The 15,175-nt window shown below is 36.1% G+C and carries 16 protein-coding genes; 12 read left to right on the plus strand and 4 right to left on the minus strand.

Features of this window, described 5'->3' with window-relative positions; translation table 11 throughout:
* The first annotated feature begins 58 nt into the window (after positions 1–58).
* Entirely contained in the window at positions 59–598 is a 540-nt protein-coding gene (locus tag ACSKT4_RS00475) for an STM3941 family protein (RefSeq protein ID WP_186870057.1), read from the plus strand.
* A 27-nt stretch (positions 599–625) separates the two neighbouring features.
* Here the strand turns inward: ACSKT4_RS00475 and ACSKT4_RS00480 are convergent, their stop codons facing one another.
* Positions 626–1,543 carry an SDR family oxidoreductase gene (locus ACSKT4_RS00480; protein WP_186870058.1) on the minus strand — a complete coding sequence of 306 codons (918 nt, stop codon included), beginning with the start codon at positions 1,541–1,543 and terminating at the stop codon, positions 626–628.
* Positions 1,544–1,682: 139 nt separating this feature from the next.
* On the opposite strand from ACSKT4_RS00480, the gene ACSKT4_RS00485 reads away from it, so the two are divergent.
* The 7 genes from ACSKT4_RS00485 to ACSKT4_RS00515 all read left to right on the plus strand — a co-directional run bounded on the left by ACSKT4_RS00485 (position 1,683) and on the right by ACSKT4_RS00515 (position 7,825).
* A complete protein-coding gene (locus ACSKT4_RS00485; protein ID WP_186870059.1) occupies positions 1,683–1,850 on the plus strand; it encodes a hypothetical protein in 168 nt (55 codons plus the stop codon).
* A 166-nt stretch (positions 1,851–2,016) separates the two neighbouring features.
* Positions 2,017–2,847: a mechanosensitive ion channel family protein gene (locus ACSKT4_RS00490; RefSeq protein ID WP_186870060.1), complete on the plus strand. Its 831-nt coding sequence runs from the start codon at positions 2,017–2,019 to the stop codon at positions 2,845–2,847.
* Positions 2,848–2,996: 149 nt separating this feature from the next.
* On the plus strand, positions 2,997–4,196 hold the full coding sequence (locus ACSKT4_RS00495) for an alanyl-tRNA editing protein (RefSeq protein ID WP_465822623.1): 1,200 nt from the start codon (positions 2,997–2,999) through the stop codon (positions 4,194–4,196).
* A gap of 469 nt (positions 4,197–4,665) precedes the next feature.
* The gene (locus ACSKT4_RS00500; RefSeq protein WP_211741628.1) at positions 4,666–6,495 is read left to right on the plus strand and encodes a MotA/TolQ/ExbB proton channel family protein; all 1,830 of its coding nucleotides are present in this window, start codon (positions 4,666–4,668) and stop codon (positions 6,493–6,495) included.
* Entirely contained in the window at positions 6,485–7,177 is a 693-nt protein-coding gene (locus ACSKT4_RS00505) for an OmpA family protein (protein WP_465822625.1), read from the plus strand. Before ACSKT4_RS00500 ends, ACSKT4_RS00505 begins: the two co-directional genes overlap by 11 nt.
* Positions 7,178–7,456: 279 nt before the next feature.
* Entirely contained in the window at positions 7,457–7,585 is a 129-nt protein-coding gene (locus ACSKT4_RS00510) for a DUF6254 family protein (protein WP_465822626.1), read from the plus strand.
* A gap of 27 nt (positions 7,586–7,612) precedes the next feature.
* Complete coding sequence (locus tag ACSKT4_RS00515; RefSeq protein ID WP_186870064.1) at positions 7,613–7,825, plus strand: hypothetical protein; 213 nt, start codon at positions 7,613–7,615, stop codon at positions 7,823–7,825.
* Positions 7,826–8,122: 297 nt separating this feature from the next.
* On the opposite strand, the gene ACSKT4_RS00520 is transcribed toward ACSKT4_RS00515, so the two are convergent.
* A complete protein-coding gene (locus ACSKT4_RS00520) occupies positions 8,123–9,277 on the minus strand; it encodes a dicarboxylate/amino acid:cation symporter (protein WP_186870065.1) in 1,155 nt (384 codons plus the stop codon).
* Positions 9,278–9,582: 305 nt separating this feature from the next.
* A complete protein-coding gene (locus ACSKT4_RS00525; protein ID WP_186870066.1) occupies positions 9,583–10,410 on the minus strand; it encodes an FtsZ/tubulin family protein in 828 nt (275 codons plus the stop codon).
* Positions 10,411–10,649: 239 nt separating this feature from the next.
* Between ACSKT4_RS00525 and ACSKT4_RS00530 the strand changes: the two genes are divergently transcribed.
* The 4 genes from ACSKT4_RS00530 to ACSKT4_RS00545 all read left to right on the plus strand — a co-directional run bounded on the left by ACSKT4_RS00530 (position 10,650) and on the right by ACSKT4_RS00545 (position 13,702).
* The gene (locus ACSKT4_RS00530; RefSeq protein ID WP_186870067.1) at positions 10,650–11,051 is read left to right on the plus strand and encodes a MarR family winged helix-turn-helix transcriptional regulator; all 402 of its coding nucleotides are present in this window, start codon (positions 10,650–10,652) and stop codon (positions 11,049–11,051) included.
* Between the two features lie 17 nt (positions 11,052–11,068).
* Complete coding sequence (locus ACSKT4_RS00535; RefSeq protein ID WP_186870068.1) at positions 11,069–12,283, plus strand: MFS transporter; 1,215 nt, start codon at positions 11,069–11,071, stop codon at positions 12,281–12,283.
* Between the two features lie 137 nt (positions 12,284–12,420).
* Entirely contained in the window at positions 12,421–12,570 is a 150-nt protein-coding gene (locus ACSKT4_RS00540) for a hypothetical protein (protein ID WP_186870069.1), read from the plus strand.
* Positions 12,571–12,838: 268 nt separating this feature from the next.
* Positions 12,839–13,702 (plus strand): NAD-dependent epimerase/dehydratase family protein, encoded by an 864-nt coding sequence (locus ACSKT4_RS00545; RefSeq protein WP_186870070.1) that lies wholly within the window; start codon positions 12,839–12,841, stop codon positions 13,700–13,702.
* 476 nt (positions 13,703–14,178) lie between these two features.
* Here the strand turns inward: ACSKT4_RS00545 and ACSKT4_RS00550 are convergent, their stop codons facing one another.
* Positions 14,179–15,045 (minus strand): proline iminopeptidase-family hydrolase, encoded by an 867-nt coding sequence (locus ACSKT4_RS00550; RefSeq protein ID WP_186870071.1) that lies wholly within the window; start codon positions 15,043–15,045, stop codon positions 14,179–14,181.
* Positions 15,046–15,175 lie beyond the last annotated feature (130 nt).

The raw sequence follows: 15,175 nt of genomic DNA on the forward strand, positions 1-15,175 counted from the left end.
CCTTGAAGCAATTAGAACAAAGGGTATACTCGGTAAAGTAACGGAAGGAGGGAGAATGATGAATGAATTAGTAATTTACCCTAAAAAAGGGAAGATGATCTTATATGGAATCGGTTGCTTTATTTTTGTAGCTATTGGGGCAATACTTTTTTTGGTAGGACTAATCGATAACGGGAGTGATCGTCTAAAGTTTATTCTTATCGGTGGAGTTGTTTTTGTCTTCTTTGGCCTTTGCATGGTTTATTGGGTGAAAACAATGGCAAAAAGAAAACCTGCTATTATAATTAATCATGAAGGAATAACAGATCAATCTACATATATTGCGGCTGGGTTAATTAGATGGGAAGAGATAGAAGATATCGATTTCATTCAATTTGGTGGGCAAACATACCTCGGGATTTTTACAAAAGATCCTGATTTAATTGTCAATCGAAGTAGCTCGGTTAAAAGAATGTTAAATCGGATGAACAAGGGAATATTACCTTCTCAAGTTAATATTCCGGTGAAAATATTGGATTGTTCGGTTGAAGAGCTTATTGATAGGATAAATAAAGAGTGGGAAAATCAAATGAGTCAAAATGAACCATCCACAATATAAAAATCGGGATACTAGTATCCCGATTTTTTATCCGAAGATCTCTCCGCCATTGACATGTAACACCTGGCCAGTTACAAAGCGTGAATCATCTGAGGCAAGATAAACAAAGGTTGGTGCTACTTCAAAAGGCTGGGCTTGACGGTCCATTAGGTTATTCACTTGTGTTACTTCATCCGCTGAGAAGCTTGCTGGAATTAACGGAGTCCAAATTCTACCAGGAGCAATGGCATTAACGCGGATTCCTTTATCGGCTAAATTTCTTGCAAGTGCACGGGTGAAGCCGATGTTTGCTCCTTTTGTTGCGGTATAATCGATTAATTGATCGTTGCCAAAAAACGTAACAACAGAGGCAGTATTTATAATGGAACTACCGGCCTTCAAGTATTTTAATGCTTCACGAGTAGTATAAAAGTGAGAATATATATTGACTTTAAACGTTTCATCGAATTGTTCATCGGATATATCTAATAAACTTAATTGTTGAAACTGGATGCCAACATGATTACAAAGGATATGCAGTTCGCCGAATGTTTCCAATGTCTGTTTGACAATATCAATACATTGTTGCTTTTCTCTGAGATCACCAGGTAAAAGCAGACATTGTCTACCAAACGCTTCTACTCTATTCTTAGTTCTATGGGCATCCTCGTGCTCATCCAAATAGGAAATCGCTATGTCAGCGCCTTCTTTGGCAAAAGCAATAGCGGCAGCTGCTCCCATACCACTGTCACCACCAGTTATTAATGCGACTTTTCCTTTTAATTTTCCACTACCTTTGTAATTGGGGTTCTCAATGATTGGTTGCGGCACCATGAGACTTTCGATTCCAGGCTGGCGGTATTGCCGTTGTTCGGGTACTGTTATCGGAACTTCCTGGTATTTGGTGATTTTTCCATAGTTAGGATACATTGGATAGGATTGATACTTAGAGTTATCTTTTGCCATACGAACGATTCCTCCTTCATGTTAATAATTACTTTATTCGATATGGGCGAATGGTGTGCCTGGTTGGAGTAGTACAGTCTCATTTATGCACGATGTCGAATAAAATAGCTAGAAATTAAGAATGGGAGGCTTCGGTATCATGAATTATTACTATAATCCAGAGGTTCAACTGCTGTTATTGAATCAATCCGATAGTAAGGTAATTGTATCTTATTTGCCTGGAATCCAATTTCGTTTGCCGTTGATAGCAAAAAGACCACCATATTTTAAGCATCCTAGATATGAACCGTATTATACGGTTATTTAATATCCGTGCTAGGGAATTTGGTTTAGGGGTTCCCTAGCACGTTTCTACATAAAGGAGTATTGGTTTATCGTTTGACGAATGATGTTTAATTTTGATAGATTAAGGGAATACTTTATTTGTAATCTGTAAATAGATTACTAGATTTTTATAGGTTGAGGGTGAAATTATGTTAGATTGGATAGATGATACTAATTGGACAGATTTATTACTTCAAGTTGGAAATATTGCCATTCGAGTAATTGCCATTGTCATTTTGTATTTTATTGTGAAGTCTATAGGGACTCGTGCAATAAGGAAGGTATTTAATCGGAAACAAGATGAGATGAATTTAGGTAGAGCGAAGACATTAGAATCTATTACGCAAAATATATTTACATATTTCTTATTGTTTATTTTTGCCGGGTTTATTTTTTCTATCTTTCAATTTGATATTACTACTTTATTAGCGGGTGCCGGTATTGTGGGTCTAGCCATCGGTTTCGGTGCACAAGGTCTAGTCAGTGATGTGGTTACTGGGTTCTTTATTTTATTGGAGCAACAAATTGATGTTGGAGATTATGTGACAGTAGCAGGTAAAGATGGGGTAGTCGAGGAAGTTGGTCTTCGTACTACGAAATTAAGAGGAATGGATGGTACATTACACTTTGTACCCAACCGTGAAATTACGAATGTTAGTAATCATTCCCGAGGAAATATGCGAGCGCTTGTGGATATAGGTATATCCTATGATGATGATATTGATAAAGCGACACAAATTTTGCAGCAAGTATGTGAGCGGATTGCAGTAGAGGATGAGAACATCGTCGAAGGCCCAGATGTGATTGGTGTACAAGCTTTTGGTGCATCTGAGGTAGTACTTCGTGTGATTGCTAAAACAAAGAATGGAGAACAGTGGGCTGTCGAGCGGAATTTACGCAAAGCAATGAAAGAAGCGTTTGATCAAAACGGTATAGAAATACCTTTCCCACATCAAGTCCATATCAATAAGAATGCTTAAATATGAAGAGTAGCCGAGTAATGTTGGTTACTCTTCTTTACTTAGGATAAGTGTATGAGAATCCTATCTTCTATACTAAAACTTCCTTTCCTTTATTAAGAGGGGTATAGTAATAATCAAAAACTATCGTAATAAGAGGTGAAGAAAGCGTGAAGACAGAAAAGCTATATTATCAAGATCCATATTTGGGACGATTTACAGCAAGCATTTTACATAAAGGTAAAGATGAACAAGGACAGTTTTATGTTGTGTTAGACCAAACAGCATTTTATCCTACAGGTGGTGGACAACCTCATGATACAGGTACACTAGATGATATAGAGGTCTATGATGTAGTGGAAATAGATGGTAAAATTCGTCATTACCTAAATGGAACTCTGGACAAAGATCAGGAGTGTGTGGGTGAAATTGATTGGGAAAGACGTCTAGATCACATGCAACAGCATGCTGGACAACACATTCTTTCCGCTGCGTTTGAAGAAGAATATGGATATAAAACAGTTAGCTTTCACCTAGGTAAGGAACTTTGCTCGATTGATTTAGCAACAGACCTCCTTACGAAAGAAGAAGCATTAGCGGTAGAGAATATCGCTAATATCATAATTATAGAAAATCGACCAATTGAAACAAGATGGGTAACGAAGGATGAATTAATCCATTATCGTTTGAGAAAAGAAGTATCTGTATCGCAAAATATCCGACTAGTCATCATTCCGGACTTTGATTATAACGGTTGTGGTGGAACACATCCTAATTCAACTGGCCAAGTAGGGTCGATTGAAATTTTACATTGGGAAAACCATAAAAAACATACCCGTCTATATTTTGTCTGTGGAAAAAGAGTACGTCATCAATTACACGAAAAGCACCAAGTTATTCAAGGTTTAACAGCAATACTAAGTACACCTCAAAAACAGTTGATAGAAGCTACAAAACGAGTAATAGAACAAACAAGGGAACTTGAAAATACGGTTAAAGATTTAAAGCTACAATTAATCGATTATGAAGCTGCTTCTTTAATGGAAAAGTATACCAATCAGATTGGTTTCCGATTAATTGAGCAGGTATTTGAAAATAGGACTATGCCAGAGATTCAACAATTAGCTAAAAATATTACTGCTAAATCAACTAATACATTAGTATTCTTTGTTAACGAAACTATTGATAAACTTCAAATCGTTTGTGCTTGCGGTTCTGATGTACCTATGAAAATGAACCAAGTGCTAAAGCAAGTATTACCACGGATTAATGGTAAAGGTGGAGGAACAGATACAATTGCACAAGGTGGTGGAGAAAAGCTAGTTACTGGTAAAGAATTAATGGCTGAGTTAGTGAAAGAATTAGATTAATGTAATACCTATTATTTTCAAAGATGCCAACTGTGTGTGGCATCTTTTTTGGATAAATTGTATTGGGCTTTCTAAATGGGGTGGAAGGGAGGTAACGAAACGTCCTCGTCAGTGCCCAAAATGAGGAGGAACTGTCGACCAAGGTAACAGAGAGCACTCTTCAGTGCCCAAAATGAGGGGGAAACGCCGACTAAGGTAACAGAGAGCCTTCCTCAGTGCCCAAAATGAGGAGGAATCGCTGACCAAGGCAACAGATCGTCCTCGTCTGTTCCTTAAATAGGGAAGGACTACAAAAAAAGGTAACGTAAAATACCTAACATTACCCCAAGTAGGAAGCATTATCCCTGCAATATAACCCATTACATAATTTTCGCTATATTGTTCTGACAAGCATTCATGATTTATCTGGCTCCCGAATAGGATGTACTAATAAGCGTACAAGAATCTTATTTGGCGGGAGAGGTAAGTTGTGGTGCAAATTATATTAGAAATCTTTACAAGTAAGGAAAAGGCGGAAGCAATATTGTCAAGTCCTCTAATAGAGTTGATTTTTTTGATGCTTATACTAGGGTTTATTATTTCTGTTTTAGTTCATCTCATCGTATTTAATAAACTAAAAAAGCTACGAAATTACTTTAAAGAAACAAACAGAATGGATATTGAACCTCTGGCATCATTTTACCAAGAGTTTGAAAGAAGGAGTCAAATTGAATCTGTTGCAGCAGAGACGTTTGTCCAGGAGAGGTTTTCAAGCTGGAGAATCTTTGGGATTCCTGTCGTGAATTTAATTAAAATGATACAAATGACAGTTTCGGTGTTTATATTGCTTGGTGTTCTTGGAACCTTTATTGGTTTAACTATTTCACTTGGAACCATTAATGCTACAGGAGAACAACTAGTAGAAAATATTGCAGCAGTATTAGCAGGAATTGACGTTGCCTTTTACACGAGTATTGCAGGTATGGGATTTTCTTTAATTATGACGATTTTGGTAAAAGCGTTTAATACAGAGCATATGCTTACCGACATTATGCTGAAAGTAGAATCAAGTCTAGAAGGAAATGATGAAAATAGCATGGGGCGTTTGATTCAAGTCTCAGAAATGATTAATCAGTCCATCGTTCAATTACAAGAATCGAATCAACAATCTCTAGGTAATATTGAACGAGCTTTTGAAGGATTTCAAGAATATACAACAGGTTTACAACAATCAGCAAAGGATTTAGCAGCCTTCAATGATGGATTATCAAAGAACCTAGGCGAATTTCATCAACTTTTTAATCAAATGAAAGAGGTAACAGCTGGATTTAGTGAAGGGACTGCTCGATTAAACGCGAACTTTGATTCACTATTTGCTTACTTTAATAAAGTAGAGGAAAAGAATGAGCGTATTGTTAAAACGGTTGAGGGGACATATGAACAAATTAAAGAAGCATCTGATACGCAAAAAGAATCCTTACTTCATATGAAAAATGTCGTATCTGATTTGAAGGACTTCACATCATCAATCTTACAAGGACAAAAAACAGTAGGGGATTCGATCGGTCAAATTGTAAATCAAAGTAATCAATTAGTTAAACGAATGGATAGTCATAATAAAGAGTTTAAACAAATTTTCGGAAATGATTTATCGTCTAGATTGGCAGGGATTACAACTTATTTAGGGGAGCTTTCAAGGGAATTCGATCGACTAGGGGAATCGATTTCTGGCCTGCCAGAAGCACTAGATGTTATTAATCATACACAAGCAGAATATAAACAACTTTTAACGGATCGGTTTGAGGAATTGAAGCATTTTAATCGAACCTTTAGTAATCATTTGAAAGAGCATACGACAGAATCGGTAGCATTTGAAAGGCATCTACGTGAAGTAACGAAAACATTTGAACAAGTAAGCATGAAAAATAACCAACTGATGCAGGAAATCGATTCGAAAATATCTCAGATGAACCAATCCTATAATCATCGAGAGAATCAAATGGAAGCGAGTGTAACAGTTTTAAAGGATGCTCTTACTAACTATATCAATAACTTTGAAGGCTCATTTGGTAATCGTATAGACCAGGTAGTTCGTAACATATCACACTCCATGGATAATACGAATGAACATATTAAACGTGAATTTATGGAAATCCGCAGATTAAACGAGCAAATACAACAAACGAATGGACAGAATTTACAACACATACTCCAAGAATTAGGAAGAGAGATGCAAGCATTAATTAGGCAACTTAGTGTTGTCAGTCAACAAGGGCCATCAAGACCTCCGGGAATAGGAATGAATCAAAATGGATACTAAATACCAGCGATTATTTAAGCGAGAAAATGATGAGGGACAGTTTTGGCCATCCTTCACTGATGTACTGACGATTATTTTGTTATGCTTTATCTTAATTTTCATTGTCATGATGGTCATCAAATCATTACAAATTGAAGAGATGAAGCGGACAATTGATCAAATCATGGGAGTTAGAGTACATTTAGTGAATGAGCTTAAGGCTGAATTTAACGATTCTACTACAGGAATCACAGTGGATGATAAAACCGGTGCCATTTTATTTGATACGGATATTCTGTTTGAATTTGATCGAGCGGATTTAAAGCCCGAGTCGTATCAATTCCTAGACGAGTTTGTGCCAAAGTATCTAGATGTGTTGTTAGAAAGTGGTTATGAAGATTATGTGGCTGAAATTATTATTGAAGGGCATACAGACCGAAGTGGTGGATATCTATACAACTTAGAGCTTGCCCAGGACAGAGCATTTAGTGTTGCCTCCTATATATTAGGAGAAGAATTTCCCTATAAAAACATCCAAGAACATTTGGAACAAAAATTAACGGTCAATAGTAAATCCTATACAGATTACCGAACGGATGAAAATGGCGAATATAGTGCAGAAGCGTCGAGGCGAGTAGAATTTAAGTTTCGTTTAAAGGATGAAGAAATATTGAACCGCACAAGAGAGATACTAGGTGAATAAAAATCACCAAAGTAGTATGATCCGCCTTATTTCTTTGGTTAATAGCATATTTCTAAATTTGCTGTTCCATACTATAAGAAAAAGGAGGATAAGGCAATGGCGAAGAATACAAAGAAAAATCGTCCTGACCAAAAAATAAACAAGGCTTCGACTCAAGTGTTCAAGATACAGAATTTTCGACAGAGTTTGGAGCGCCAAAACTAATCAAGCACATAAAGCTAAAGCAAAAAAGCAAGACAAAATAAACAAGGATAAATGACATGGTAAGGAGAATTCTTCATGAATGATTCAAAAAGAGAAAAAGATAGACAATGGCAAGCGAGAAAGAATGCTAAAAATCCGCATGGTAAGGTAAAATCTATGGACCAGTTAGCAGATGAAGCAATGAAAAATGAAAAAAGATCTTAATATAATATGAAGCTAAGGAGTATCAGGATGAAAAACCTTTCACATGATCAAATAATTAAAGAGCTAAATGAGCTATTAAATGAGGATGTCACCAACGTTTTTGAAGAACAGCTAAAAGCTGCTGGAGAACATGGAATACCGAGCTTTATCATTTCCAATCAGGAAGGGAAGGAAATCGAAGTTGCGGTGGAATGGGATAAAGAAGCAGATCAACTTTATTACAAGATTATAAAGGATTAAGGAGAATCTAGCTTTTATTAAAAAAATCATACGAGTGACCCAACAACCTATTAGTACCCAATTGGAGATCCTGATGTGCTATATGTATCTATTGATGAGACTATAAAAGGAAGTATAGTTCCTAAAAGGCGAAAAAAATGGCAATGAAATGTGATTGCTTCTCTTGGTCTATGGATTATCTAAATAAAGTTCGCTTGTTGGGCTGTGACATAATTCTAATTTAAGGTGACTATTTATATCACCAAAAAACAGACAGCCTCTCGCAATCGTTATTTTTCGAGAACTGTCTGTTTTTAGTTACTTTTTAAAGATAGTATTGACAATCGATGTGATCGCACCATCACCAGTGACATTACACGCTGTTCCTAAACTGTCTTGGGCAAGATATAGGGCTATCATCAACGATACCATTGCTTGATTAAAACCAAGCATAGTTTCTAAGAGTCCAATAGCTGCCATAACAGCTCCACCAGGAACACCAGGTGCTGCCACCATTGTAATTCCTAACATTAAAATAAATGGAAGGTAGGACTGCATAGTAGCTGGTTCACCATTAAGAAATAATACTGCTAGTGAACAACTTATAAGTGTAATAGTACTACCCGATAAATGGATATTAGCATATAAAGGAATAGTAAAATCCGCAATGGATTCCTTTACGCCTAAGGATTTCGTTTGCTTTAAGGTTACTGGTATTGTTGCAGCTGAAGACTGTGTACCTAAAGCAGTAAAATAGGCTGGGGACATTTTTTTTAACATTACAAAAGGATTTTGTCGACTTAGCGTACCTGCAATAGAATATTGCAACACTAGGTATAATAGATGCAGAATAAGAATCATCAACATTACTTTTGCAAAAACAGTAATAATGGTTGCCACTTGCCCCGTATACGTCATATTTGCAAAGATCCCTAAGATGTGAAAAGGAAGTAATGGAATAATAACTTTTTCTATTACTAATTGAACAATGGCACGTAGGTCTAAAAAGATACCAAGTAATTTTTCACTGTGAATAGAAGCTAGACCAATTCCTAGCACAAACGAAATAATTAACGCAGTCACAACCTCGAACGGTGGTGTCATAGGAACGGTAAAGAAAGGCTCTGTTAATCCTTCTGTTGGATCTGTCACCGAATGTAAGGATTGTCCATTTAGTAAAGAAGGATAAAGGGACTTTGCTACGAGAAATGCAATAATTCCAGCTAATATAGTAGATGCATAAGCAAAAAAAGCACTTATACCGAGAAGTTTTCCAGCTCCACGGCCAATTTCTCCTATTCCTGGTGTTATAAATCCTAAAATAATGAACGGGATAATAAAGCTAATAAAATTACCAAAGATGCTATTAAAAGTAGCAAGCAGCTGAATAAACCACTCATTGACAAATGAACCAATAATAATTCCTACTATAATGGCAATAATAATTTTTGTTAGTAATCCGAAATTCTTCAAGATTCCCCCTCTTTTCTAATTATGATTAAATATCTGTATTTTACTATATAATCGTAGGAAATTTAAGAGAAAATGTATTCTGAAAGTTGAAAGGGATTACGTTATAGGTATGGGGGATAGTCCTATTAGGTTTCGGACTACCCTCCATACATTATTGTCTATTCTTAGGATAGCGTTCCTTCCCCTTCATATCATTTAATTCTTCTTTACTTTTATTTTTTTTCTTCTTATTTTTAGCCATGTTAATCCCTCCTTATGGCTTAGTTTGAACGATTCATTTAATTTAATGTAAGTATAAATATTTGTTACTTGGGTTCTGCTAGCCATTTTCGTATCACTTTCTTATATTTAGAGAACATATTTTTGTTGGATTTTAATGGGGCAGCAACGGGATCCTGTATACCATTTACTAGTAATGAAATGTTGAAAAGGTGGCCAGGCTTATCAATTAAATAAGAACCAATTTTAAATAAATCAGCTTTATCAAACAAGTCATTAAGGCGGAGATTAATTTGTCTAAAGGCTTCCATATCTACATCTCTTGTGTAGCCGATGTTAATAATTAACTGCTTTGCTTCGGTAAAATCCTTCGGCAGATAGGGAGTTGAAATTAGGTATTTAAGTGGTTCGTCAAAACTTCTGCCTTCAATCGTATGTATAAAAAGGGGGCCACGGTTCAGAGCAATAAAAGCTTTAACATCATGATAATCAATATTCACCTTTCCTGTATCCTCTACCATCTCCCGTATAGTACCGATTGCCCTCTCTTCAATTGCATCAAAGGCTTGATGTGCCTCATGGATAGGAATTGATGGATCTATCGTTTTCATTAGTTCATCACTGTGGAAGAAGATGATAGCATCACAATAATCTTTCATGATGAAGTATTGTTCACGGGCAGTCAATTTTCTACGTTTTCCTTCAAATCGAAATGGGAAGCGGAAGAGACCGATAAGTAATGGTTTACTCTTTTTTAAATTCTGTAGTTTATGGCTTAATGCCTCCGTCTCGCCGGGATTACCACCAATAAAACGATAAAAGCAGATATTATCTTCCTGAAGTTCTATAATAGTCGCTTGTTTTTGATCCGAAACGTCCGTTTTCCTCTTAAATGGTTCAAAAATTCTCTCCATGTCGCCTCTCCCAACTCTATTATTTCATTATTTTCACCATAATATCAGATAAATCTAGTAAAGTTTGTCGTTTTCTGTTAAGAATAAAGACTTATTTTGTTGAAATAAGAAGTAAGGTATAGTAGCAATAGATAATTGTTCTAATATTACTTTTAAAGTAAGGCCTATACAGAAGTGAAAAATAGGTGTAAGATTAGCATGATAGAAATACTTACCTAGGTAAGTAATGGAGGTCCGTGATGAAAAACCGTGATATCATTCATTTATTCAATCAACGTGTTCGTTCTATAAATAAACAATTGAATGATCGATTACAGTCACATGATTTATATCATGCTCAATGGTCGATTATGTACTACTTGTACGAGAATGGTCCCAAAACGCAAACAGAGATCACAAACTATCTTCATGTGAATCCACCTACGATTACTAGAACGGTTAAGCGAATGGAAGAGAATGGCTGGGTCAATCGCGTAGTAGGAAAAGACAGGCGACAGCATTATATTAAATTAACAAATGAGGCGATAGAACGGTATAAGGAAATTGAAAAGATCGTAGCGGACCATGAGGAGGAGATTCTTTCCCGATTGTCGGAAGAAGAAAAGGAATTATTTCATAACATATTATTGAAACTAGAATAAGGAGAATTTATTACAGCATGTATAATCATAAGGCTAAGATTTGGACAAAAGATTTTATAAACATTTCATTGACACAATTTATCGTATTTATAGGTTTTTACACGTTGCTTACTACGCTTCCTTTGTATGTGTTGAATGATTTAGGTGGTTCGGAAGCGGAAAGTGGACTTGTTGTAACGATTATGTTAATTGCAGCTATTGCCATGAGACCTATATCAGGTAATCTTTTAGATAAATTTGGTAAGAAAAAGACGTTATTATGGAGCACGGGCTTGTTTACAGGTACCATGTTTTTTTATTTTTTTATAGATAGTTTCGTAGGATTAATGTTTTTAAGATTTATTCATGGTCTTTCTTTTGGGGTTGTGACAACTGCTGCTAGTGCAATTGCGGCAGACATCGTGCCAAATGAAAGAAAGGGTGCGGGTTTAGGGTATTTTGCAATGGCTACTAATATTGCAATGGTTGTTGGGCCTTTTATTGGATTAACGCTTATCCAGTTTATATCGTATAAGGTGCTATTTGTCTTGATCAGTATTATTGCTGTGGTAGGTGTTATTTGTGCCATGCAAGTAAACATTCCACAGGAAATATATAAAAGCAGAGATCAGAAAGATAAGAAATTAACTTTAGATGCCCTAATTGAGGTCAAAGCGCTTTCGATTGCGGCTATTAGTTTGCTAGTTGGATTAGCATACTCTAGTATTCTTTCCTATGTCAGTGTCTTTGCTGATGCGAATGGATTATCTCATGTAGCAAATTATTTCTTTGTCGTCTTTGCTGCTGTTATGATCATAGCTCGGCCGTCATTTGGACAATTATTTGATGTAAAAGGACCAAAATATGTAATTATTCCATCCTTAGTCATATTCAGTGTTGGATTAGTCATGTTAAGTTATGTGGAATCAGCTTGGATGTTTCTAATAACAGCGGGGATTATTGGCCTTGGAAGTGGGTCTTTGCTACCGAGCTTTCAAACGATGTGCATTCAAGCAGGTAGTCCAGGGAGAAGTGGACATGCTACGGCTACATTTTATATTTTCTGGGATATAGGAATCGCAACAGGTTCTTATGTACTTGGAATGATTGTAGCGAGATATAATTTTCACGTAATGTATATAACTTGTGCTGTATTACTTATAGTAGTTCTAGCTTTATTTATGATTCAGCAAACCCAACATGGGAGACGTATTAAAGTAGAACAATCTGCCGCTACTCAAAATCTACAATAGCTTGGTTTCAGCCTTTAGACCGAAAATCCCTACTGATAAAGTAGGGATTTTTTGTGGTTATAAATCGGTCGCTGTTCCGAGTTTAAAAAACGTCAGAGTGTGTATGATAGAAGTATGAAAACTAAGGAGGAATTCAAATGAATTATGATATAAATAGACTTATAGCAGAAGGAAGAATAAAAGAAATGAGGGATTACGCTTATCAAAATAATTTAGTTGTAAGTCTTAAAAAAGTAAAGCAACTAAATTCACAAAAAGTAAAACCCATTAATAAAGAAGTAGTGTAGAAGCACAACTCCGATAGTTAGATAGATATAGGGGAGCCCCGGAAGTGTAAACTTCCGGGAAAGGAGTACATAGCTTTTTTGAGCAGTTCTAGCTCTTGTACTGAAAGTAACCGATATAGACAGTTCGATGTATGTCTTATAAGTGTTCAAATTAATTGTAACTGCCACTAATTTTATGAATTTTTAACTAATGTGAATGTATCTTTCTTGTTATTTTTCTATTCCTATCCCATAATGGACTCACGAGATTGAGAAAGGGGATGGCTAGATGAAATCTGCTTTAGTATTTGGGGGAACTAGATTCTTTGGTGTGAATTTAATAGAAAAATTATTAGATAATGGTGTGAAGGTTACAGTGGCTACTAGACAATCGAGCGAAGATTCGTTTGGGGATAAGGTAGAACGGTTGAAGGTAGATCGCTTTGACGAAGCATCTGTTCGGGAAGCCGTACAAGGGAAAAAATGGGACGTTGTGTTCGATCAGCTTTGTTTTTCTTCCAATGATGCAGATATTATTGCCAATGCCATGGAGGGGAAAATAAAGCGTTATGTATTTACATCCACATTGTCTGTTTACGATTATGGGATGAACATGGATGAAAAAGTCTATGATCCATATACTTACGAGTTGAAAATGGTAGATAGGCAAGAAGTGACGTATCAAGAAGGAAAACGTCAGGCAGAAGCTTATTTATTTCAAAAAGTCTCCTTTCCAGTTGTAGCAATGCGAATCCCAATTGTACTGGGTGAACAGGATTATACAAAACGATTAGTACATTATGTGGAAAGTGCAAAAGAGGGAAGGGAAGTCTATTTCCCAAATCCTAAAGCAGAAATGTGCTTTGTTCATCAAAAAGAAGCTGGGGAATTTTTAGCTTGGATTGCTGAAACAAACTTTACTGGACCAATTAATGTTAGTGCCAATGGCTTTATTACCATGGAGAATCTAATGCAACTTATTTCTGAAAAGACTGGAAAAGAAGTAATCATTACTACCAACAAGGAGTTGGAATCTCCTTATGCTATTCAAGAAACATGGACATTAAGCAATGAAAAAGCAAAAGCGCTTGGTTATAACTTTACAAACCTAAATGATTGGTTACCAGCTTTAATTAGGGAATTATCGAAATAACCTTAAATTGTTTGAGGCTGGGACATAACTAAAAGCTAAATGTAAAACCGAATGATACACGGTACTAGATACGGAAATATACGTAGACTCCTGCGGGAGGATAGGCTTAGGTGAGCCCCCTAAAGATATAGCACGAGGAGGCTAAGGCAGCCGCCCGGCGGCATGGTAGACACTGCGATGGTCTTTTCGAGCAGATGTCGCCCCTGTACTGGAAGCAACCGCAAGTATATTTCCGGAGCGTGGTCATTGTTCATCATTCGGTTTTTCCTTTAAGATAAATTCTTTTGCCCCAGCCTTTATTAATTTAAAAAATGTCTGAATGTTTCTTACTCTCAGATGGCGATATGTATACGATGAATGTATATGAAACTAGCTGAGGAAAGCAGTGGTAAGAGGAGAGGGAATCGTAGAGACTATCTTTTCAGTTTTAATTCATCAATATAAGAGACTGGACTAGTCCAATCTCTTATATAATTTTAAGTTAAGAATGCTTTTGTTACGCGAAAAAATTCATCAGGTTCTTCGATATAAGGCATGTGAGCACTATTTTCAAAGACATGAAACTTGCTGTTCGGTGTTAGACTACTAAAATACTCCGTTGACTCAGGAGTTGCTTCATCGAACCGACCACATGTAAATAAGGTTGGGACGGCTATTTTATGTAATTCCTTTGTACAGTCATAGGTCTTTAGATTACCAGCAACATGAAATTCAGATGCACCCCACATGATATTGTAAATTTTGGAGTTTCTATATTTAGCTCCTTCTTTAAGAAATTCAGGTCGTTCTGATTCCGGTAACCTACATACAAAATAATCATTAAATACTTTAGTTGCCTTTTTATATTCTTCTGAGTCAATCATCCCATTTTCTTCACATTCTTTTATAGTGGTCTGTATTTCTAATGGTAGCTTTTGAAGATTTCGCTGTTGATCTTTAGCCCATATCGGAGCACTTAAGCATGGACTGGAAAAGATAATACTTGCGACATCCTCAGGATAAGATAAATAATATGCAGCAGCCAAAGTTGTTCCCCAAGAGTGTCCAAGAATATGTAATGTTTTCAAGCCCAGACCATCTTTTAACTGTTTCACTTCATGGACAAATCTATCAATATTCCATAATGAATCATCTTCAGGTCGGTCTGACTTCCCACAACCTAACTGATCATATAGTATTACAGGTCGTACACTTGCTAGTTCTTTTAACCCTTGTAAGGACCAATGAGAAGAACCAGGTCCACCATGTAAGATAAGAACAGGGGCATTATCCGTTTGCTGGTCATGGATTTGATACCAAACTTTCCCACCAGATACTTCTATATATCCCTCATTAATTGGCATCAACATTATCTCCTTTTTCTATGCTTATTATTTTATACTATCATTACTTTAGAAAATTTAACAAATAAAGGTTAATATGATATGTTATTGTTAATATTCTGTATATGAAAGAAGGGAAGAATGATAAGAG

It is taken from the genome of Ornithinibacillus liuyingii, assembly GCF_055550225.1.

What these genes read in the sequence shown, in the direction of transcription:
- ACSKT4_RS00515 (WP_186870064.1), top strand. Translation starts at nt 7,613, where the DNA reads ATGAAAAACCTTTCACATGATCAAATAATTAAAGAGCTAAATGAGCTA.
- ACSKT4_RS00540 (WP_186870069.1), top strand. Translation starts at nt 12,421, where the DNA reads ATGAATTATGATATAAATAGACTTATAGCAGAAGGAAGAATAAAAGAA.
- ACSKT4_RS00485 (WP_186870059.1), top strand. Translation starts at nt 1,683, where the DNA reads ATGAATTATTACTATAATCCAGAGGTTCAACTGCTGTTATTGAATCAA.
- ACSKT4_RS00510 (WP_465822626.1), top strand. Translation starts at nt 7,457, where the DNA reads ATGAATGATTCAAAAAGAGAAAAAGATAGACAATGGCAAGCGAGAAAG.
- ACSKT4_RS00530 (WP_186870067.1), top strand. Translation starts at nt 10,650, where the DNA reads ATGAAAAACCGTGATATCATTCATTTATTCAATCAACGTGTTCGTTCT.
- ACSKT4_RS00545 (WP_186870070.1), top strand. Translation starts at nt 12,839, where the DNA reads ATGAAATCTGCTTTAGTATTTGGGGGAACTAGATTCTTTGGTGTGAAT.
- ACSKT4_RS00525 (WP_186870066.1), bottom strand. Translation starts at nt 10,410, where the DNA reads ATGGAGAGAATTTTTGAACCATTTAAGAGGAAAACGGACGTTTCGGAT.
- ACSKT4_RS00490 (WP_186870060.1), top strand. Translation starts at nt 2,017, where the DNA reads ATGTTAGATTGGATAGATGATACTAATTGGACAGATTTATTACTTCAA.
- ACSKT4_RS00480 (WP_186870058.1), bottom strand. Translation starts at nt 1,543, where the DNA reads ATGGCAAAAGATAACTCTAAGTATCAATCCTATCCAATGTATCCTAAC.
- ACSKT4_RS00505 (WP_465822625.1), top strand. Translation starts at nt 6,485, where the DNA reads ATGGATACTAAATACCAGCGATTATTTAAGCGAGAAAATGATGAGGGA.
- ACSKT4_RS00535 (WP_186870068.1), top strand. Translation starts at nt 11,069, where the DNA reads ATGTATAATCATAAGGCTAAGATTTGGACAAAAGATTTTATAAACATT.
- ACSKT4_RS00475 (WP_186870057.1), top strand. Translation starts at nt 59, where the DNA reads ATGAATGAATTAGTAATTTACCCTAAAAAAGGGAAGATGATCTTATAT.
- ACSKT4_RS00550 (WP_186870071.1), bottom strand. Translation starts at nt 15,045, where the DNA reads ATGCCAATTAATGAGGGATATATAGAAGTATCTGGTGGGAAAGTTTGG.